Genomic DNA, 19,852 nt, shown 5'->3' with positions numbered 1-19,852 from the left:
ATATCAATACTCAATACGAAATTCTGGCAAAATGCCCCACTCATGCCCCATAAGAAATTTGGGTGATTATTTTTACTATATAATTCAATGATCTTATCTGCCTACACGCCCATATTCATTACATCTTGATAAGCGGCGACCAACTTATTACGTACTTGAATTCCGAGCTGCAAAGAGACTGATGATTTTTGCATATTCACCATCACATCATTAAGACCAACGCCGGGCACGCCTAATTCAAAATTCTGCGCCAGTGTGCGGGCTGTCTGCTGATTATCACTTATTTTACCGATAGCTGCTTTTAATTCAGTGGCAAAACCTGCTTCTACTGGCAACGTTTTTGCAGAGTTAGATGCTTGCAATGCGGTGACCTGTAACTGCTGTAAAACCCCTTCAATACCTTGAACAGACATGCTCATCCCCTGAATGCTTCAGTTGGTCAATAACTGTGTGACAAATAACGACGTTAATGCGGCTATTTGCCATCAAACAAGTATCACTTTTTTCAGGATGACACCCTAACACATGGTTTTTGTGCTAAAGCGGCTAATTAAGCACAAAAATACCAGCTTATTGGGCCATCGAATTTATCACTTACAGCAAATAATGGCGGGCCCATAAATAGGGAAGCCAACAAGTTTCAACGGCAGGAGAGGGTAAGCAAGAGAGTCCCGATGTGCTTACACCGGTAAGTGATTAGGGTAAACGCGCGCTGCCAACACCTCTGTAGTCTGAAAGATGACGGGGATATTAATGATTTATCGCCCACTGCTCTTGGGAGTCTGTTTTGTTTCGACACAATAATTACATAAAAAATACTCACTTAAACGTTGTTCAGCTTGGCCAAGGACGTGTATGAATGCCTCGATAACCGGCGGTGAAAATCGTGAAAATACCTTTGCGACCACACTGGCACGCCTACGCGCGAATCCAAAAATCCCCCTGCTGATTGCAGCGGCTGCAGCTATTTCGATTATTGTCGCGCTGATGTTATGGGCTAAAAGCCCGGATTACCGCGTTCTTTATAGCAATCTGAGTGATCGTGACGGTGGTGATATTGTCACGCAACTCACACAGCTCAATATTCCGTATCGCTTTGCTGATAGTGGCGGAGCGCTGTTGATCCCGGCTGATAAGGTGCATGAAACCCGTCTACGTCTGGCCCAACAAGGTTTACCCAAAGGTGGTGCAGTTGGTTTCGAACTGCTAGACCAAGAAAAATTTGGCATCAGCCAATTTAGTGAGCAAGTAAACTATCAGCGGGCACTGGAAGGTGAACTCGCCCGAACTATTGGCACACTTGGGCCGGTATTGAATGTTCGGGTGCATTTAGCGATGCCGAAACCCTCACTTTTTGTCCGCGAACAAAAATCACCGACCGCCTCAGTCACTCTTGCCCTACAACCCGGCCGCGCGCTCGATGATGGCCAGATTAATGCCATCGTCTATATGGTCTCCAGCAGTGTGGCGGGCTTACCGCCAGCTAATGTCACTGTGGTCGATCAAACCGGCCGTTTACTGACGCAGTCCGACAGTGCCGGTCGCGACTTAAATGCAGCGCAACTCAAATTCACCAATGAAGTTGAAAACCGCTTCCAACGCCGTATCGAAACCATTCTGGCCCCCATGGTCGGCAGTGGCAATGTGCATGCGCAGGTCACCGCACAAGTTGATTTCGCCAGCCGCGAGCAAACTGACGAAGAGTACAAACCGAACCAGTCCGCCAATCAGGGTGCCGTGCGTTCTGCGCAAATCAGCACCAGTGAACAATTAGGCGGCTCTAATGTCGGCGGAGTGCCGGGGGCATTATCCAACCAGCCATCTGCCACACCGGTTGCGCCGATTGAAGTCACTCAGCCTGCGGGGGCAAATAATGCCAATGCGGCAGCTCGTCCAGCGGCGACGCCAGCGGCCCGCTCTACGGCAACATCCAGCAATAGCCGGCATGACCAAACCACTAACTACGAAGTTGACCGCACTATCCGTCATACCCAGCAACAAGCGGGCATGGTGCAGCGTCTTTCCGTCGCAGTGGTTGTCAATTACGGCAGCGATAAAGCAGGCAAGCCCATTGCGCTGACGAAAGATCAACTGGCACAGGTGGAATCTCTGACCCGTGAGGCGATGGGCTTCTCCACTAACCGTGGCGATACATTAAATGTTGTGAATACACCCTTTAATGCTACTGACGATACTACTGGCCGTGCACTGCCATTCTGGCAACAACAATCGTTCTTTGACCAGTTGCTGAATGCGGGTCGCTATCTGCTTATCTTACTGGTGACCTGGATTCTATGGCGCAAATTGGTACGCCCAATGCTTGCCAAGAAAAACGTTGCTGATAAAGCCGCAGCCTCGGTCAACAGTATGGTACAGGCTGCACAAGTCACTGAAACAGTAAAACAAAGCAAAGAAGAGCTGGCCCTGCGTAAGAAAAATCAGCAGCGGATAAGTGCTGAAGTTCAGGCCCAGCGTATACGCGAACTTGCGGATAAAGACCCACGTGTTGTTGCGCTGGTTATCCGTCAATGGATGAGTAACGACCAATGAGCCTGACCGGAACTGAAAAGAGCGCCATCATGCTGATGACGCTGGGTGAAGACCATGCCGCCGAGGTATTTAAGCACCTCTCCTCGCGCGAAGTGCAGCAACTCAGTACCACCATGGCGAGTATGAGTCAGGTCTCTCATCAACAATTGGTTGATGTATTGGCTGAATTTGAAGACGACGCAGAGCAATATGCCGCACTGAGTGTTAACGCCAGCGATTATCTGCGCAGTGTGCTGATAAAAGCCTTGGGCGAAGAGCGCGCCTCCAGCCTGTTGGAAGACATTCTGGAATCACGCGAGACCAGCAGTGGCATGGAATCGCTCAACTTTATGGAACCGCAAATGGCGGCCGATCTTATCCGCGACGAGCATCCGCAGATTATCGCTACCATATTGGTGCATCTCAAACGTGCTCAGGCGGCAGATATTTTGGCTCTGTTCGACGAACGCCTGCGCAACGATGTCATGTTGCGTATTGCCACCTTTGGCGGTGTCCAACCCGCCGCATTGGCTGAATTGACTGAAGTCTTGAATAACTTGCTGGATGGCCAGAATCTCAAACGCAGCAAAATGGGCGGTATCCGCACCGCGGCTGAGATTATCAACCTGATGAAAACCCAGCAGGAAGAGACGGTTATGGATGCGGTGCGCGAATACGACGGCGAACTGGCACAGAAAATTATCGACGAAATGTTCCTGTTCGAGAACTTGGTCAGTGTCGACGACCGCAGCATTCAGCGCTTACTGCAAGAGATAGACAACGAGTCGCTGTTGATTGCCTTGAAAGGTGCCGATCAGGCGCTGCGCGAGCGCTTCCTCAGCAACATGTCCTTGCGTGCAGCAGAAATTCTGCGCGACGACTTGGCAACTCGCGGGCCGGTACGTATGTCGCTGGTCGAAAACGAACAAAAAGCCATCTTGCTCATCGTCCGTCGTTTGGCGGAAAGCGGCGAGATAGTGATTGGCGGTGGCGAGGATATTTATGTCTGATCGGATTAAATCCCTGCCCTGGCAACCTTGGTCACTTAACGACTTTGCCAGTCAGCCAGAATCCAGCTCTACAGCTCCGGCCCCCGACCTCAGTATGTTATTCACTGACGAGCCGAGTTTGGTTTCTGAATCGACCGAGGTTAATGAGCAACAAATGCTGGTTAATCTGCAACTCGAAGCTGAGAAACAAGGCCGCCAACAAGGGTTTGCCAAAGGATTACAAGAAGGTCTGGATAAAGGTTACCAAACCGGTTTAGAAGAAGGCCATCAGCAGGCACTGGCCGATGCCGAGAAACAATTAGCACCAATAACTGCGCACTGGCAACTGTTGGTCAACGATTTTCAAAGCACATTGGATGCGCTGGACAGTGTTATTGCCTCGCGGTTGATGCAAATGGCATTGGCGGCGGCGAAACAAATTCTGGGGCAACCGGCAATTTGTGATGGCACCGCCTTGCTGGCCCAAATTCAGCAAATGATTCAGCAGGAGCCCATGTTTGCCGGCAAGCCGCAATTACGAGTGAATCCAAATGATTTAGCCGTGGTAGAGCAACGGTTAGGAAGCACCCTGAGCCTGCACGGCTGGCGCTTATTGGGTGACGGTCAAATTCATCCGGGCGGGTGTAAAGTCAGCGCTGAAGAAGGCGATTTGGACGCCAGCCTGGCAACCCGTTGGCATGAACTGTGCCGTCTGGCTGCACCGGGAGAATTATAATGACTGCCCGTCTGGGTCGCTGGCTTACCTCTTTAGATAAATTCGAAGAGCGCATAACTCAATCAACCATTATTCGCCGTTATGGCCGCTTGACCCGCGCCACCGGTTTGGTGCTGGAAGCCACCGGTCTGCAACTGCCAATAGGCGCGACCTGCCTGATTGAACGCCATGATAATGGCGAGGTTCAGGAGGTGGAGAGTGAAGTGGTCGGCTTTAATGGCCAGCATCTCTTTCTTATGCCGCTGGAAGAAGTGGAAGGAATTGTGCCTGGCGCTCGAGTCTATGCGCGCGTGACCTCTGGCGGGGCTTCTGCCAGCAAACAATTGCCTCTCGGCCCTGAATTACTGGGCCGCGTGCTGGATGGCAGTGCCAAGCCGCTCGATGGCCTACCTGCACCGGAAACAAGCTATTGCGCCCCGCTGATTACCCCGCCCATCAACCCATTGCAACGCACCGCGATTGAGCAAGTATTGGATGTCGGCGTACGAACCATTAATTCCCTGTTAACCGTGGGCCGTGGCCAGCGTATGGGCCTGTTCGCCGGTTCCGGGGTGGGTAAAAGTGTGCTATTGGGGATGATGGCGCGCTACACCCAAGCCGATGTCATTGTGGTTGGATTGATTGGTGAACGTGGCCGCGAAGTAAAAGATTTTATCGAAAATATTTTAGGCCCTGAAGGCCGGGCACGATCGGTGGTGATAGCCGCTCCAGCGGATGTCTCGCCATTATTACGCATGCAAGGTGCCGCCTATGCCACTCGCATTGCGGAAGATTTCCGTGACCGTGGTCAACACGTATTGCTGATTATGGATTCCCTGACCCGCTATGCCATGGCGCAACGCGAAATTGCCCTGGCCATCGGGGAACCTCCAGCAACCAAAGGTTATCCGCCCTCCGTATTCGCCAAATTACCCGCGTTGGTTGAACGTGCCGGTAATGGTGTTTCTGGTGGTGGCTCAATTACCGCATTTTATACCGTATTAACCGAAGGTGATGACCAGCAAGACCCTATTGCTGACTCTGCTCGCGCCATTCTCGACGGACATGTGGTGTTATCGCGCCGTTTGGCAGAATCAGGTCACTATCCTGCTATCGATATTGAGGCGTCAATCAGCCGCGCCATGACCTCGCTGATTGATGAGAATCACTACAGTAAAGTGCGTCAATTCAAACAGTTGCTTGCCAGTTTCCAACGTAACCGCGATTTGGTCAGTGTGGGGGCTTATGCCGCCGGTAGTGATCCTTTACTGGATAAAGCTATCGCCCTGTACCCGCAAATGGAAATTTTCTTGCAGCAAGGCATGTTTGAGCGCAGCAGTTACGAAGATGCCTGCCAGCACCTGACGAGCCTGTTTCCTGGCTAATAACCCGCCGATGATGTCTCTGCCATCCGGCTTTATACCCAAGAAATTAGCGTTACAGGTAGGCGGTAAGTAAACAGATCCCGATGAGCTGGCTCAAGTGAGTGATTCGGGTAAGTGAACATAGCCAATAACCCTGCGGCTTTAAGTACGAAAGGGATAAATGAGGAATACGATGAAGAATCAGTCACCTCTCGTCACCCTGCGCGAATTGGCTAAAAAGGCCGTCGAACAGGCCAGTACTCAACTGGGGCAAGCGCGTCTGTCCTACCAAAACGCTGAGCAGCAACTCACTATGTTGTTGTCTTATCAAGATGAGTATCGGGTGCAATTGAATGACACCCTAAGTCAGGGGATGGCCTCTTCCAGATGGCAGAATTATCAACAATTTATTCAAACTTTGGAGCAAGCCATTGATCAACATCGTAATCAATTGGCTCAGTGGAATGTCAAAGTTGAACAGGCAGTGAAGTATTGGCAAGAAAAGCAACAACGGTTAAACGCATTTGAAACATTACAAGAACGGGCTGACACCACGGCACGCCTGCAAGAAAACCGTTTAGATCAAAAATTGATGGATGAGTTCGCCCAGCGCGCCTCACAAAGGAGTCTAAATTCATGAATCTGTCTTTATTGCCTGCGACAGCATTATCTACCACCGCCACCAGTGATGCTGAGGGGGCCACCTCCTCATTATCTATTGCGGCACTGTTTACCGATGCGGGGCTACCGGCAGATTTTGCCAAACTGCTGGGCGACCAACTGGGTAAAGAGCTCACCGCCCTTGATGCTTCAACACTGAAATCCTCTCTGGCAGCCGCTACCGATATCACTGCTGATGCACATGCCGGTAAATCTGGGGTGAGTAACAGCAAACTGAATCAGTTGTTGAGCACCTTGGGTGATATCAGCGCCACATTACCAGCAAGCTTGACTCAAGCGGGGCAAACCACAGAGGCGGCAGGCAGCAAAAAAATCGCCCTCAGTGCTGACAGCACGGGCGATAAAACCAATGATAAGGTTGACCTCACCGCCTTGCAAACCTTGCTGGCAATGCTGCCACATCAAGTTGCCAACACCTTGGGAACAGCCAGTCTTGGGCAAAAATCCACCGAGACCGCGGGGAATGGCCTGACCGCTAGCAAAACCACGTCGCGCCAAGATATTGCTGCTCTAACCAACCTGACCTCGCAAGATAAAGGGTTAGCGGCACTGATTGGCAGCACCATCAGCCATGTAAAAAATGATAAAACCGGCAGCAGCGACTTAGACTTGCTCCCTGCGCCAACCACTAAAGCCAAGCTGACTGCAGCACAAGATAAACTGGCCCCGGTGAGTGCAAAAGATATCGATAACAGCGCCCTTAGCATGAAAGCGGTGCAGGCCGACCCCACAGTAACCACCGCCAGCACAGATAAAACACAGCTAAGTTCTGGCGCGATTACGCCGTCCCTGCCGCCCGTCTCCAGCCCGGTGTTATCAACAACGACCAGCAGCCAGGTTAGTGTTCCCGTCAGTGGCCATTTAAGTGCTCAACTGGGTAGCCAGGAATGGCAACAATCACTTGGACAACAAGTGGTTATGTTTAGCCGCAATGGCCAGCAAAGCGCTGAGTTGCGCCTCAACCCGCAAGAATTAGGTGCGCTGCAAATCAGTCTTAAAATAGAAGATAACCAGGCGCAATTGCATTTTGCTTCAGCGCACAGCCAGGTACGCGCCGCCCTTGAGGCCGCCATGCCAAGTTTGCGCAGTGCTTTGGCTGAAAGTGGTATTCAGCTAGGCCAAAGCAGTGTTGGCAGTGAAGGGCAATGGCAGCAAGCACAACAGCAGAGTCAACAGGATTTCGCCTCCCGTGGTCAGCCAGGATACGGTGAAATAGCTTCAGGTGATGCACCGGACAGCACTTTGCTGACCACGCCTGCCGCGTTGCAAGCCATGGCGAGTGGCAGCGGGGGTGTTGATATTTTCGCCTAAAGTGGGGGGTAAGTTGCCGCAAAAGGTGACAAACGCACAAGTTAGGCTGTTTTTCGCCACCTATTCTGCCTATTGGGTTTCAGGATACGCGGGATAATCATCAGCAATAATTCGGATAACGTGGGTGATTTTACCCGCGTTATTATCGTGATTCACCGGTTTGATACCGAAACAGGAATTTGTCTTCTCCATGTCTGAAAAAACCTTCCCGGCCAAGCGTAAGAGTTCGATCTGGGTGATCCTGCTGGTGCTGATTGCGGTAGCGGCATCTGCGGGTGGCGGTTATAGCTGGTGGATACTCCATAAGAGTAAACCTGCCGTAGCGAAAGCAACGCCTGTTGCCCCGGTGTTCATGCCACTGGAAACCTTCACAGTTAATCTGATCACGCCAGATAATAATCTGGATCGTGTGCTGTATATCGGATTAACCTTAAGGCTCCCTGACGAGTTCACTCGCGTAGAACTCAATAACTATCTACCGGAAGTGCGCAGCCGCTTGCTGTTGCTGCTCTCCCGTCAGTCTGCTGACAGCCTGTCTAACGAAGCAGGAAAACAGCGCTTAGTTGCTGAAATTAAAAACGTTCTTAGCCCGCCAATGGTTAAAGGTCAACCTAATCAGGTAGTCAGCGATGTGCTGTTTACCGCATTCATATTGCGATAATCATTATGGGCGATAGCATTCTTTCACAAGCAGAAATTGACGCACTGTTAAATGGCGACAGCGGGGGTGATGAACCCGAAGTTGTGGCAGGTAACGAGACCGACGTTAAACCTTATGATCCGACGACTCAGCGACGCGTCGTCCGTGAGCGCCTGCATGCGCTGGAGATCATTAATGAGCGTTTTGCTCGCCAGTTCCGCATGGGGCTGTTTAACTTGTTGCGCCGCAGCCCGGATATCACCGTTGGGCCAATAAAAATTCAGCCATATCATGAATTTGCCCGCAACCTGCCGGTTCCAACCAACCTCAACCTGATACATCTGAAGCCGCTGCGCGGCACTGCGCTGTTTGTTTTCGCCCCGAGTCTGGTCTTTATTGCTGTTGATAACCTGTTTGGTGGTGATGGCCGTTTTCCGACCAAAGTTGAAGGCCGTGAATTTACCCATACCGAACAACGCGTTATCAACCGCATGCTGCGCCTTGCGCTGGATGCTTACCGCGATGCCTGGGCCCCTATCTATAAAATAGATGTGGAATATGTCCGTTCGGAAATACAGGTGAAATTCACCAACATCACCACCTCGCCGAACGACATCGTGGTGACCACTCCATTCCATGTGGAAATCGGCACCTTAAGTGGCGAGTTTAATATCTGTATTCCGTTCGCCATGATAGAGCCGCTGCGCGAACTTTTGACCAATCCACCACTGGAAAACTCCCGTCAGGAAGATAGCCATTGGCGCGAAACCTTGGTCAAACAAGTTCAGCATTCCGAGCTGGAACTGGTGGCTAATTTTGTTGATATCCCACTGAGATTGTCGCAGATACTTAAGCTGCAACCCGGGGATGTGCTACCGATAGATAAACCGGATCGACTGATCGGCCATGTCGACGGTGTGCCGGTACTGACCAGTCAGTACGGGACATTAAACGGGCAATATGCCCTACGTGTTGAACATTTGATTAACCCTATTTTGAATGCTCTAAATGAGGAACAGCCCAATGAGTGACCCTAAGCTTCCGTCTGCTGATGGAAAGGAATCCGTGGACGATCTGTGGGCTGATGCGTTTAATGAGCAGCAATCCGCGGATAAACCAGCATCCTCGACTGAAGGCGTATTTAAATCACTGGAAGCGCCAGATGGACTGGGTAATCCGCAAGATATTGATTTAATTCTCGATATTCCGGTTAAACTGACTGTAGAGTTAGGTCGCACCAAAATGACCATCAAAGAATTACTGCGCCTGTCGCAAGGTTCTGTGGTGTCCCTTGATGGTCTGGCGGGCGAACCTTTGGATATTCTGATTAACGGCTATCTGATTGCTCAGGGTGAAGTGGTGGTGGTCGCGGATAAATACGGCGTCCGTATCACTGACATTATTACCCCGTCAGAACGTATGCGCCGTCTGAGCCGCTAATGAGCGCTGCGCAAACCGAACCCGTGACAACCACTGATGCAAAAACGCTCACCGATTCGCCAGTGGCAACGCCGGCGGCGGTGACTGGGTTTGCCGCCAGCCATCCGGGTATTGCCACGCAGCAAGCTGCACCGGCCATGCCCGCAGGTTCGGTACTGACCCAGGTTGGCAGTGTTTTAGGCGGCATTCTGCTGCTCATTTTATGTGCTGCCTGGTTGGTGCGCCGGTTAGGCTTTGCGCCACAGGCGCGTAATAATAAGCTATTAAATGTGCGGGCCAGTTGTCAGGTCGGTCAACGTGAGCGGGTTGTTATCGTCGAAGTTGACAACACCTGGTTGGTATTAGGTGTCACCGCACAGCAGGTGACCCAATTGCATACCCTGCCCCGCCCACCCGTTGAAGAAACGAGCGCTGCATTGTCGCCAGACACGGCGAAACCGGCTGATTTTCGCCAGCTGCTGAACAGCTTTCTGTTAAACAAAAAATTGAAACATCCGGAAAAATCGGCATGACCTTCATTGAAATATGTCGCAGCCGAGTTAATCGCAGCTGGGGTAATCAACCACTGGCGAGCCGTTTACTGCGCGCGCTGATGAATAAACCTCTTTTGGCGTTATTCGCCCTGCTCTGCTCGCCTTCAGTATGGGCTCAACTCCCCGGGATTATCAGCCAGCCGTTGGCTAATGGCGGGCAAAGTTGGTCGCTGCCGGTGCAGACTTTAGTCTTTATCACCGCCTTGAGTTTCCTGCCCGCGGCCTTACTGATGATGACCAGTTTTACTCGCATCATTATTGTGCTCGGTTTGCTGCGCAACGCACTGGGTACCCCGTCGGCACCACCGAATCAGGTGATGCTGGGTTTGGCGCTGTTTTTGACCTTTTTTATTATGTCGCCGGTTTTCGATAAAGTGTATCAAGATGCTTATTTGCCTTTCAGTCAGGACAAAATAAGTATGGAAGTGGCAATGGATAAAGGTTCGCAACCGCTGCGCGAATTTATGCTGCGCCAAACACGCGAAACCGACTTGGCACTGTATGCCCGTCTGGCAAATTTACCGCCATTGGAAGGACCAGAAGTGGTGCCAATGCGCATCCTGTTGCCCGCTTATGTGACCAGTGAGCTGAAAACCGCCTTCCAAATTGGTTTTACCGTCTTTATTCCGTTTTTGATAATTGACCTGGTTGTGGCCAGCGTCCTGATGGCATTGGGGATGATGATGGTTCCGCCCGCCAGTATCTCGTTACCCTTCAAATTGATGTTATTTGTCCTGGTTGATGGCTGGCAGTTGCTACTGGGTTCATTGGCACAAAGTTTTTACAGTTAACGCCAGGCCGCCGGTGTGTTTTTCGCCTTCCTGTTGCAGGAATGATGTCGGGCGTGAGTTGTTGTTTCTGGTTAAATTTTGAATATTATTCATATGGTAAGGTAAAAATCCATGACACCAGAATCGGTAATGGCCCTCGGCGTTGAGGCCATGAAAATCGCCCTTGCACTGGCGGCCCCTTTGTTATTGGCGGCGCTTATCAGCGGTTTGATTGTGAGTTTGCTGCAAGCAGCGACCCAAATTAACGAAATGACTTTGTCATTTATCCCGAAAATCCTGGCCGTATTCACCACCATGGTCATCGCCGGCCCGTGGATGCTGAACCTAATACTGGATTATATGCGCACTTTATTCACCAGCTTGCCAACATTGATTGGTTAATAGCCGGCATCGGTTTGATTCAACTGGCACATAAAATCGCTCTAATGGGATAAGTTATCCGCATGATACCCCTCGACACCAACCAACTCAGTATGTGGGTCAGCCTGTATTTCTGGCCACTGATCCGCATACTGGCACTGATAACCACCGCACCGGTTTTAAGTGAAAAACAGATAAACCGCAAAGTTAAAGTCGGGTTAGCGGTATTAATTACATTTCTGATTGCGCCTTCTCTTCCGCCGGTCAATATTCCTTTGTTTTCCACCGCTGGCCTGTGGGTCGCCGCTCAGCAAATATTAATTGGGGTGGCCATCGGCTTAACTATGCAGTTTGCCTTTGCGGCTATCCGCCTGGCCGGTGAAGTGATTGGGTTACAGATGGGGTTGTCATTTGCCACCTTCTTCGACCCCTCCGGCGGGCCAAATATGCCCGTTCTCGCCCGGTTTTTGAACATATTGGCAATGCTGCTGTTTTTATGCTTTGACGGCCATTTGTGGTTAATTTCACTGCTGGCTGACAGTTTCCATACCTTACCTATCCAGTTCGAACCCCTTAATGGCAATGGCTTCCTGGCCTTGACACAGGCGGGCTCCTTGATTTTTCTGAATGGATTGATGCTGGCTTTGCCGCTGATTACTCTGCTGCTCACCTTAAATATGGCGCTAGGGATGCTAAACCGTATGACACCGCAACTTTCGGTGTTCGTCATCGGTTTCCCGCTGACCTTGACGGTCGGTATTATTTCTATTGGATTAATTATGCCGCTATTGGCACCCTTTACCGAGCACCTGTTTGGCGAGTTTTTTGATAAACTGGCAGGAGTGTTAGGCCAATTAGTGGGCTAGATAGGAGTCGGGTGAAAAACCGATATGATCCGCTTGCCGCGAGTATTTATGTAATTAACTGAATTATATTAAGTTAATGAGCCTCATTCTTGAGGCCCACCGACCGGCAAAAAACAGGTTACTTATTCAACTGGAACAGAGACAAACCCTGCATATTGGTAAATGTTGTATAAGAGGCCTGTAATGCCGCCTGCTGCATAACATATGAAGAGATAGCAGAGTTCCAATCCACGTCCACTAAATCGCTTAGTCGATCCTTATTGATCAAGGTGCGGTCCGCGCCCAAGCTATCTAAACTGACTAGTTCTTCCAACTGAGTCCCGATTTCGGCTTGCACGGACAACACATTATTAAGTGAGTTCGCCATACCACGGATCCCTTTATTCAAATCATCCGAGGCTTGTTGCTTCACCGTTTCTGTCGCCCCTTGCAATGGGGTACTTAGCGATTTTAATACCGTATCAATGGTATTAAAAATATTGGACTCTGAGGCTACCGCATTACCATTAGCATCATTAGGCTCTGGTTTCGCATTGCTGGTTAACTTCATAAATATGTCATCGCCAGTATGCCCAACAGTCATCGACCGGTTGGTGTCAACCTTCTGAGTAATAGCAACGTCTCCGCCCACATAGGTCACTGCGCCAGTAGCACTGACGGCAAAAGGTGCCGTGCCACTTTTAAAACCGCCAAACATATAGCGGCCATTACCGTCAGTCGAGTTGGCCTGATTAAGCAATTGGTCTTTAAGACCCTGCAACTGAGTGGCCATTGAGGCCCGGTCATCATCACTCAGTGAATCTTTGGCAGCACCAATAATCAGGCTTTGAATAGACTGAATGGTGGTTGTCGCCTGAGAGAGCACCGTGGTTTCTAATGAGGAACTTTGGCGGGCATAACTGCGAGCCAAAGTATATTGGCTATTTTCAGCTTCAGACTGTGACACCATAACTGCTTGCGAGGCCGCCATAGGATCATCAGAAGGGTTCACCACACGTTTACCGGTGGCAATTTGCTGGCCCGACTGCATCCAAAGTGATTGAGCATTAGTGATGCCCTGCATAGTTTGCTGATAAATCATGCTAGTACTTAAGCGCACAATGTCAGTTCCTTTTAGCAACAGTGCAGCCCGTAAATACAGGGCTTCACCTAAAATAAGATAATGAGCGGCACTGAGTCCGGCCGCTAATAAAAAACTTAGCGCAGATCCAACAGCGCATTAAACAGTGTTGAGGCGGTTTGAATCACTTGCGCATTCGCCAGATAATATTGCTGGAAACGCTGTAGGTCACCATACTCTTCATCCAGGTTAACCCCGGAAACCGACTGCTGCTCGGCGGTCAGCTGCGTGACAATACTGGCTTTCGCGGTGCTGTTAACTTTTGCGGTGCTGGTTTGGTTACCGACTGTGCTGACCAGCCCGGCATAAGCGCCAGAGAATGTCGCCTTGCCCCCAACCAGTTTTTTGGTTTGCAGATCCAATAAAGCCTGCGCGTTGACGTTGTCACTCTCACCGCCATCTTTCTTACCGGCAGCGGCAATTTTGCTGGAATCACTAATGGCAACCTCAAGATTAGCGGCCACATTTGAAACTGTTTTTACCGTGAATTTGTCTTTGATTTGTGCGCCGGTTGTGCCGTTATTAATGCTAACTGCAACCCCGTCGAAGTTTAAACCGGTGACGTTTCCGCTAGTATCTTTCACGACATCCGCAGAAACTTTGGCCTTATCAGACAAGCGGGTAACCTGCCAATCAGTTCCATCAAATTCAACACTGTAATCGCTGGCCTGAACTTTTGAGGTGTTGGTATAGGCGACAGTCAGCACTGCATCGCCCTCATTTTTCGTATTTTTCACTACAACAGGATCAGCAAAATTGAAAAAATTAGTGCCGTCCTCACCATTAGCATCAAACCCAGCTTTATGTTGAGTATTGAAACTATCGGCCATCACCAAGGCTAATTGGCCTAATTGATTGCGGGCATTGTCCAATGCTTCACTGCGAAATTTCAGCGTACCGCCAAGACTGCCGGTCGTGAGACGGCTTTCATCCACTTCCAATACCGTACCGCTGCCATATTTGTAGCCAACAGCCAGTCGGGTAGCATCACTGCTGGATGGGATGGCTTCCACTTTATAAGAGCTAGCCCCTTGGACTAATGGCAAGCCGTTAGCAAAAGACACATTGTAAGCATCGCCATCTTGTTGGGACATCGTCACACCCACAATTTGGTTCAGTTCAGTCACTAATTGGTCGCGTTGGTCGAGCAAGGCATTAGGTTCGCTGCCACTACTGCCCCGCAGGCGAGTAATTTGGTCATTTAACCCAGCAATTTGTTCAGCATAATTATTAATCTTGGCAACACTTTCGGTTATTTTCTGGTTTACGCCAGTATCCATATCACGCAGATATTGATCGGCATTCTGGAACTGGTTAACCAAGCCTTCAGCCTTGCCTAATACCGTCTTGCGTGCAGCATCATCGTCCGCATTGCTCACCAGATTTTGCAGATTGCTGAAAAAAGCCTGCATCGTGGTTGAGAGGTTATTGGAGCTGTTCGCCAGCAAATTATCAATTTGTGAAACTTGTTGATAATAGGTAGTTAACCCGCTGCTTTGTGTTTGCGCAGTACGCAACTGGTTGGTAATAAAGGAATTATATTCACGATTAATACCGGTCACTGTCACACCATTTCCAATAAAACCCGCCGAGCTTAGCGTCCCACCATTTTGGGTAAAAATAGCATTTTGGCGGTTATATCCCGCTACTTGGTAATTGCTAATATTGTTACTGACGGTGCTCAGGCCATATTGTGCCGCGCTCAGACCACTCATTGCAGTATTCATTAAGCTATTGGACATAAAGAAATCCTTTTACAACAGGTGATAATTATTAGAAACCTGCGTTTATTAATATTGGGATACTGCCTGAGGAAACCTAAGCCCCCGCACAGCCTGTAATATTTATCGGCCCGACTTTGGAAAACTTGAGCAAATATATGGAGGTAAGAAGGTTTTATTCATCATCAAAATAGCGGATTTGTTGCAACTAGCTTAGGTGCACACAGCGCATAAAAACCCGCGCGTAGCTGAGGATTTTAAGCACTGTGTCAACCCAAAATAGTCAGTAAAATAACCGGTTATCAGAATAACTGGGTTAAGTCACTGCTGTAAGCTTTGACCGCCTGATCACCGGCATTCTTCATCTGCTGAATAACACTGACCAATTTTTGAGCATATTGCGGATCCGTGGCGTAACCGGCTTTTTGCAGCGCATGCGCCCCTTGCTCCGGACTTTGCGCAGCAGCGACATTGGCATAACGCGGGTTTTGGGTCAGTAATTTGACATAATCACTGACGGCCTCGACATAAGACCCGTATACCCGGAAGCGAGCCGTGGTTTTCTTCGCCACACCTTGCTCATATTCGGTGGTGGTAATTTCACTGACCGGGCCATCCCAGTTACTGCCCGCTTTGATACCAAATACGTTATAGCTGGTTTTACCTTCAGCGGTTGGGATCTCCCGCTGGCCCCAACCGGACTCCAGCGCAGCCTGTGCCATAATAAGCTGATGAGGAATACCACTTTGCTCACTGGCGATTTGTGCCGGAATAGACATCCGCGCCACAAAATTACTTGAGCCTTGCGCTAATGAGGCCGAACTGTTGGCCGGTGGCGTCGGCATAGCCCGACGCACCATCTGTGCCAAGGCCTGTGCCGGTAAGGTTTGCAAGACTTCGTTGTCCAGCATCATCGGTGTCGTACCGGCAGTTTCACTTGGCGAGGTCGTGCCCGACAGCTGCTCCACCATCATGTCAGCCAGGCCGAGTCCTTTGACCGACATTTGCTGCGCAATTTGCTGGTCGTACATCGAGGTATAAAGCCGGGTTTGGTCACTGTTCATGACACCATCTTGCGGCAAAGCAGAACGCATGCTTTTGAGCATCATCTGCACAAACATGCCTTCTACCTGTTGAGCAACCTGCTTGAGGTTACCCTGCGGATCTTTTGCCGCATCACGTTTCAGCGCATTCAATGATTGGGCGTCATAAGCTGCCCCAAACATGTCATTGGCCGCACCGGACATTGCCATCAAATCACTCATCAGATAATTTCCAATTTAGCCCGTAAGCAACCAGCACTTTGCATCGCCTGCAAGATGGACATCAAATCTATCGGTGTTGCCCCCAGTGAGTTCAAGGCCCGCACGACATTGTTCAGATTCGGGCTGGCATTAACCCGCTGCAACGCGCCGCCCTGCTGTTGTACCGAAATCTGGGTATTAGGCGTGACCACAGTTTGCCCCCCACCAAAAGGTGTATCCGGCTGACTGACCGTGTTTTGTTTGTCGACCACCACGGACAGATTCCCTTGTGCTACAGCACAAGAGTCCAGCATGACATTGCGGTTCATGACCACAGAACCCGTACGGGAGTTGATGATAACTTTGGCATCACCCGCATCAACATTGACGGGGATATTTTGAATATCAGCCAAGAAACGCACCTGTGAACTGCTGCCGCGCGGCACCAAAACCTGAATGGTACGAGCGTCAATGGCGGTGGCGGAACCCAAACCGCGTTGGCGGTTAATGGCATCACTGACTTGCTGTGCGGTGGTGAAATCGTCAGTATTTAATTGCAAATTAATCACACCGTCAGTGCCAAAGGTGGTCGGCAGCTCGCGTTCGATAGTCGCGCCATTACTTATGCGCCCACCGGTCAACTGGTTGACTTGCACACTGCTGCCACCGGAAGAAGCCCCGGCCCCGCCGACTAAAACGTTACCCTGTGCCAGAGCATAAACCTGATTATCAACCCCTTTTAGTGGGGTCATCAGCAAGGTGCCACCACGGATACTTTTCGCATTACCCATTGAGGAAACCACCACATCAATGGTTTGTCCGGTGCGAGAAAATGCCGGCAATTTAGCCGTGACCATCACCGCAGCCACGTTTTTCAACTGCATATTGGTACCCGCTGGCACAGTAATACCCAGCTGTGACAACATGTTGCTCAGACTTTGCGTGGTAAACGGCGTCTGCATGGTTTGGTCACCGGAGCCATCTAAGCCAACCACCAGGCCATAGCCGATCAACGCGTTATCACGCACGCCCTGAACCGTCACCAAATCGCGGATACGCTCAGCCGACGCAGATAATGGCAGCAGCGAGATGACCGCAATCAGCGGGATAAAAAACAGGGTGATAACTGAGGGTTTACGCATCACAGGGCCTCTTAGTACGGCGAAACATTAAGGAAGAACCGCTGCAACCAGCCCATGGTTTGCGCTTCATTGATATAACCATTACCCACATACTCGATACGTGCATCTGCCACCTGTGTTGAGATAACAGAATTGCTGCCGCTGATGGTGCGTGGGTTAACTACCCCAGAGAAGCGAATAAATTCAGTTCCCTGATTAATGGCTATTTGCTTTTCACCAACCACATGTAAATTACCGTTCGCCAGCACCTGATCTACCGTGACCGTGATAGTGCCGCTGAAGGTGTTATTCGCATTAGCACCACCTTTGCCACCAAAGGTGCTGTCGCCGGAAATATCCATATCCGCGCGTGCATTACCCAACAACCCATCTAAGTAACGCGGCGAGGTTGCGACGCCAAATTTGCTAGCCCCATTACGGCTGGCATTGGCTGAGGAACTTTTGCTGGCACTGACATTTTCCTGCAAGGTAATTGTCAGGGTGTCACCCACATTACGTGGACGGCGATCTTCAAACAGCGGCTGATAACCATAATTCATCGGCTGGGCAGCCTGAAAAATAGAGCCATTAGGCAGTGGCGCACTGGCCGGGGCTGGCTGGGCTGATGTTTTGCCATCCACCAGTGATTTATGCGGAATGTACGCGCAGCCATTGAGCAGTAGCATCGCCACCAACGGCGCACCCACCCATCTCAACTCACCTATTTTTCGCAGCGGCGATGTATCCATCTCTGATTATCTGTCCTGTAACCGGTTAGAGGCTGGCAAGGTCAGCCCCGAATACTTATTATTCTGTGGCTATCAGGGAGCGCTAGCGCCCCCCGAAAGCGAATTTACAGCTGTGTCAGTTTTTGCAACATCTGATCTGACGTTGAAACCGCTTTACTGTTGATTTCATAGGCCCGTTGCGTCTGGATCATATTGACCAATTCTTCCGCCACATTGACGTTAGACGTCTCCACATAACCCTGATACAACAATCCCCCGCCATTCAGACCTGGGGTGGTTTCATTCGGTGCACCGGAGCTGGCAGTTTCCTGATACAGGTTTTCACCCATACTTTCTAAGCCACTGTTATTGATGAACGTGGTCAGTGTCAGTTGCCCGACTTGCTGCGTGGCTGTTTGCCCTTGCAAGGTGACACTGACTATCCCGTCACGCCCGACAGTCATACTTAAGGCATTAGCCGGAATGGTAATTGCTGGTTGCACCTGAAAACCGCCGGAGGTGACCAGTTGACCATTTTGGTCAACTTGGAAAGAACCATCGCGGGTATAAGCATTAGTGCCATCCGGCATTTGCACCTGAAAGAACCCTTCACCTTTAATCGCGATATCTTTGCTGTTATCGGTTTTGGATAAATTGCCCTGGCTGTGCAAACGCTCAGTGGCTACCGGGCGAACACCGGTACCAATCTGCAAACCGGATGGCAAGGTGGTTTGTTCGGAAGATTGCGCTCCTGGCTGGCGCATAGTTTGGTACAACAAATCTTCAAAAACCGCCCGCTGGCGTTTAAAGCCATTGGTGCTGACGTTCGCCAGGTTGTTGGCGATAACATCCATATTGGTCTGTTGTGCATCTAAACCTGTTTTGGCAATCCATAGTGATCGGATCATCAGTTTATTCCTCTGCGCCTGGGCGCTTAGCTCATGGCTAACAGCTGATTAGCGCGCTGTTCATTTTCATCCACACTGTGGATAACTTTCATCTGCATTTCGAAGCTGCGAGCATTGGCAATCATGTCGCTCATCGCCTCTACCGCTTTCACGTTACTGCCTTCCAACACGCCCGGCATTATCTTAACCAGTGGGTCGTTGGCCAACTGAGCGCCACGCGCCTGCTGGGTTGCCGCAGTCAGGTGGAACAACCCATCATCGCCGTGCATCACTTCACCAGCCGTTGCTTTGACCCGTTTTATTTGGCCGAGCTGAGCAATAGTATTGGGTGAGTCACCGGCATTCAGTGCCGAGATAGTGCCATCCGCGGCAATAGTGACGGCCGCTTGCGGCGGCACTTCAATTGGGCCGTTATCACCCATGAGCGGATAACCTTGCACGGTCATTATCCCGTTAGCTGCAACTTGGATATTACCGTTACGGGTATAGGCTTCAGTGCCATCAGGCAGTTGCACCGCCAGATACCCATCTTGCTGCAAAGCAACATCCAACGGGCGGCCACTGTAATTCATCGTCCCTTGGCTGATATCTACGCCAGGCGTTGATGCCGTTACCATGGTGCGCGTCGGCATACTTGGCCCATCAATAGGCACAGCGCGCATCGCCGCCAATTGAGCTCGAAAGCCCGGCGTAGAGGCGTTAGCCAAGTTATTCGCGGTCACCGCTTGCAGTTCTAATGACTGCCGGGCAGCTCCCATTGCGGTATATATTGCGTGATCCATGAGCGTATT

Annotated in this window: 22 protein-coding genes; 13 read left to right on the top strand and 9 right to left on the bottom strand. The window is 50.4% G+C overall.

The window, feature by feature from the left end:
• Nucleotides 1-101 precede the first annotated feature (101 nt).
• A complete protein-coding gene (gene fliE / locus YROHD0001_RS05985) occupies nt 102-413 on the bottom strand; it encodes a flagellar hook-basal body complex protein FliE (protein WP_032817259.1) in 312 nt (103 codons plus the stop codon).
• Nucleotides 414-855: 442 nt separating this feature from the next.
• Here fliE and fliF point away from each other — a divergent pair, with 442 nt between their 5' ends.
• The 6 genes from fliF to YROHD0001_RS06010 all read left to right on the top strand — a co-directional run bounded on the left by fliF (nt 856) and on the right by YROHD0001_RS06010 (nt 7,589).
• Nucleotides 856-2,550 carry a flagellar basal-body MS-ring/collar protein FliF gene (gene fliF, locus YROHD0001_RS05990; protein ID WP_004715438.1) on the top strand — a complete coding sequence of 565 codons (1,695 nt, stop codon included), beginning with the start codon at nt 856-858 and terminating at the stop codon, nt 2,548-2,550.
• Nucleotides 2,547-3,539 (top strand): flagellar motor switch protein FliG, encoded by a 993-nt coding sequence (gene fliG, locus YROHD0001_RS05995; protein ID WP_032817258.1) that lies wholly within the window; start codon nt 2,547-2,549, stop codon nt 3,537-3,539. The genes fliF and fliG overlap by 4 nt, the downstream gene beginning before the upstream one ends.
• Nucleotides 3,532-4,254: a flagellar assembly protein FliH gene (gene fliH, locus YROHD0001_RS0118170; protein ID WP_032817256.1), complete on the top strand. Its 723-nt coding sequence runs from the start codon at nt 3,532-3,534 to the stop codon at nt 4,252-4,254. The genes fliG and fliH overlap by 8 nt, the downstream gene beginning before the upstream one ends.
• The gene (gene fliI / locus YROHD0001_RS06000) at nt 4,254-5,618 is read left to right on the top strand and encodes a flagellar protein export ATPase FliI (RefSeq protein ID WP_004715436.1); all 1,365 of its coding nucleotides are present in this window, start codon (nt 4,254-4,256) and stop codon (nt 5,616-5,618) included. The genes fliH and fliI overlap by 1 nt, the downstream gene beginning before the upstream one ends.
• 172 nt (nt 5,619-5,790) lie before the next feature.
• Nucleotides 5,791-6,237, top strand: coding sequence for a flagellar export protein FliJ (gene fliJ, locus YROHD0001_RS06005; protein WP_004715435.1), 447 nt, complete (start codon nt 5,791-5,793; stop codon nt 6,235-6,237).
• The gene (locus tag YROHD0001_RS06010) at nt 6,234-7,589 is read left to right on the top strand and encodes a flagellar hook-length control protein FliK (RefSeq protein WP_032817254.1); all 1,356 of its coding nucleotides are present in this window, start codon (nt 6,234-6,236) and stop codon (nt 7,587-7,589) included. Before fliJ ends, YROHD0001_RS06010 begins: the two co-directional genes overlap by 4 nt.
• Before the next feature lie 69 nt (nt 7,590-7,658).
• On the opposite strand, the gene YROHD0001_RS20835 is transcribed toward YROHD0001_RS06010, so the two are convergent.
• Nucleotides 7,659-7,781, bottom strand: coding sequence for a hypothetical protein (locus tag YROHD0001_RS20835; RefSeq protein ID WP_004715432.1), 123 nt, complete (start codon nt 7,779-7,781; stop codon nt 7,659-7,661).
• On the opposite strand from YROHD0001_RS20835, the gene fliL reads away from it, so the two are divergent.
• The 7 genes from fliL to fliR all read left to right on the top strand — a co-directional run bounded on the left by fliL (nt 7,780) and on the right by fliR (nt 12,219).
• Entirely contained in the window at nt 7,780-8,250 is a 471-nt protein-coding gene (fliL, locus tag YROHD0001_RS06015) for a flagellar basal body-associated protein FliL (protein ID WP_032817252.1), read from the top strand. The genes YROHD0001_RS20835 and fliL overlap by 2 nt on opposite strands.
• 5 nt (nt 8,251-8,255) lie before the next feature.
• Nucleotides 8,256-9,260 (top strand): flagellar motor switch protein FliM, encoded by a 1,005-nt coding sequence (gene fliM / locus YROHD0001_RS06020; RefSeq protein ID WP_004715430.1) that lies wholly within the window; start codon nt 8,256-8,258, stop codon nt 9,258-9,260.
• Nucleotides 9,253-9,669 (top strand): flagellar motor switch protein FliN, encoded by a 417-nt coding sequence (gene fliN, locus YROHD0001_RS0118165; protein WP_032817250.1) that lies wholly within the window; start codon nt 9,253-9,255, stop codon nt 9,667-9,669. Before fliM ends, fliN begins: the two co-directional genes overlap by 8 nt.
• Complete coding sequence (gene fliO, locus YROHD0001_RS06025) at nt 9,669-10,181, top strand: flagellar biosynthetic protein FliO (RefSeq protein WP_004715429.1); 513 nt, start codon at nt 9,669-9,671, stop codon at nt 10,179-10,181. The genes fliN and fliO overlap by 1 nt, the downstream gene beginning before the upstream one ends.
• A gap of 80 nt (nt 10,182-10,261) precedes the next feature.
• Complete coding sequence (gene fliP, locus YROHD0001_RS06030) at nt 10,262-10,993, top strand: flagellar type III secretion system pore protein FliP (RefSeq protein ID WP_004715428.1); 732 nt, start codon at nt 10,262-10,264, stop codon at nt 10,991-10,993.
• A gap of 111 nt (nt 10,994-11,104) precedes the next feature.
• Nucleotides 11,105-11,374 (top strand): flagellar biosynthesis protein FliQ, encoded by a 270-nt coding sequence (gene fliQ, locus YROHD0001_RS06035; RefSeq protein WP_004715427.1) that lies wholly within the window; start codon nt 11,105-11,107, stop codon nt 11,372-11,374.
• Nucleotides 11,375-11,436: 62 nt separating this feature from the next.
• Entirely contained in the window at nt 11,437-12,219 is a 783-nt protein-coding gene (gene fliR, locus YROHD0001_RS06040) for a flagellar biosynthetic protein FliR (protein ID WP_004715425.1), read from the top strand.
• 118 nt (nt 12,220-12,337) lie between these two features.
• Here fliR and flgL read toward each other — a convergent pair whose 3' ends face one another.
• The 7 genes from flgL to YROHD0001_RS06070 form a co-directional block, all read right to left on the bottom strand.
• A complete protein-coding gene (gene flgL, locus YROHD0001_RS06045) occupies nt 12,338-13,318 on the bottom strand; it encodes a flagellar hook-associated protein FlgL (RefSeq protein WP_032817248.1) in 981 nt (326 codons plus the stop codon).
• A 98-nt stretch (nt 13,319-13,416) separates the two neighbouring features.
• Nucleotides 13,417-15,081, bottom strand: coding sequence for a flagellar hook-associated protein FlgK (gene flgK / locus YROHD0001_RS06050; RefSeq protein ID WP_032817246.1), 1,665 nt, complete (start codon nt 15,079-15,081; stop codon nt 13,417-13,419).
• Between the two features lie 281 nt (nt 15,082-15,362).
• A complete protein-coding gene (flgJ, locus tag YROHD0001_RS0118160) occupies nt 15,363-16,325 on the bottom strand; it encodes a flagellar assembly peptidoglycan hydrolase FlgJ (RefSeq protein WP_032817244.1) in 963 nt (320 codons plus the stop codon).
• On the bottom strand, nt 16,325-17,446 hold the full coding sequence (locus YROHD0001_RS06055; RefSeq protein ID WP_004715421.1) for a flagellar basal body P-ring protein FlgI: 1,122 nt from the start codon (nt 17,444-17,446) through the stop codon (nt 16,325-16,327). The genes flgJ and YROHD0001_RS06055 overlap by 1 nt, the downstream gene beginning before the upstream one ends.
• Nucleotides 17,447-17,457: 11 nt before the next feature.
• Nucleotides 17,458-18,174 carry a flagellar basal body L-ring protein FlgH gene (flgH, locus tag YROHD0001_RS06060; RefSeq protein ID WP_004715420.1) on the bottom strand — a complete coding sequence of 239 codons (717 nt, stop codon included), beginning with the start codon at nt 18,172-18,174 and terminating at the stop codon, nt 17,458-17,460.
• A 104-nt stretch (nt 18,175-18,278) separates the two neighbouring features.
• Nucleotides 18,279-19,061, bottom strand: coding sequence for a flagellar basal-body rod protein FlgG (gene flgG, locus YROHD0001_RS06065; protein ID WP_004715419.1), 783 nt, complete (start codon nt 19,059-19,061; stop codon nt 18,279-18,281).
• 26 nt (nt 19,062-19,087) lie between these two features.
• Nucleotides 19,088-19,843, bottom strand: a complete 756-nt coding sequence (locus YROHD0001_RS06070) for a flagellar basal body rod protein FlgF (protein WP_004715418.1) — start codon at nt 19,841-19,843, stop codon at nt 19,088-19,090.
• Between the last annotated feature and the right edge of the window lie 9 nt (nt 19,844-19,852).

Source organism: Yersinia rohdei ATCC 43380 (assembly GCF_000173775.1).
Classification (GTDB): Bacteria; Pseudomonadota; Gammaproteobacteria; order Enterobacterales; family Enterobacteriaceae; genus Yersinia; species Yersinia rohdei.
This window is presented reverse-complemented; position numbering and strand designations above follow the sequence as displayed.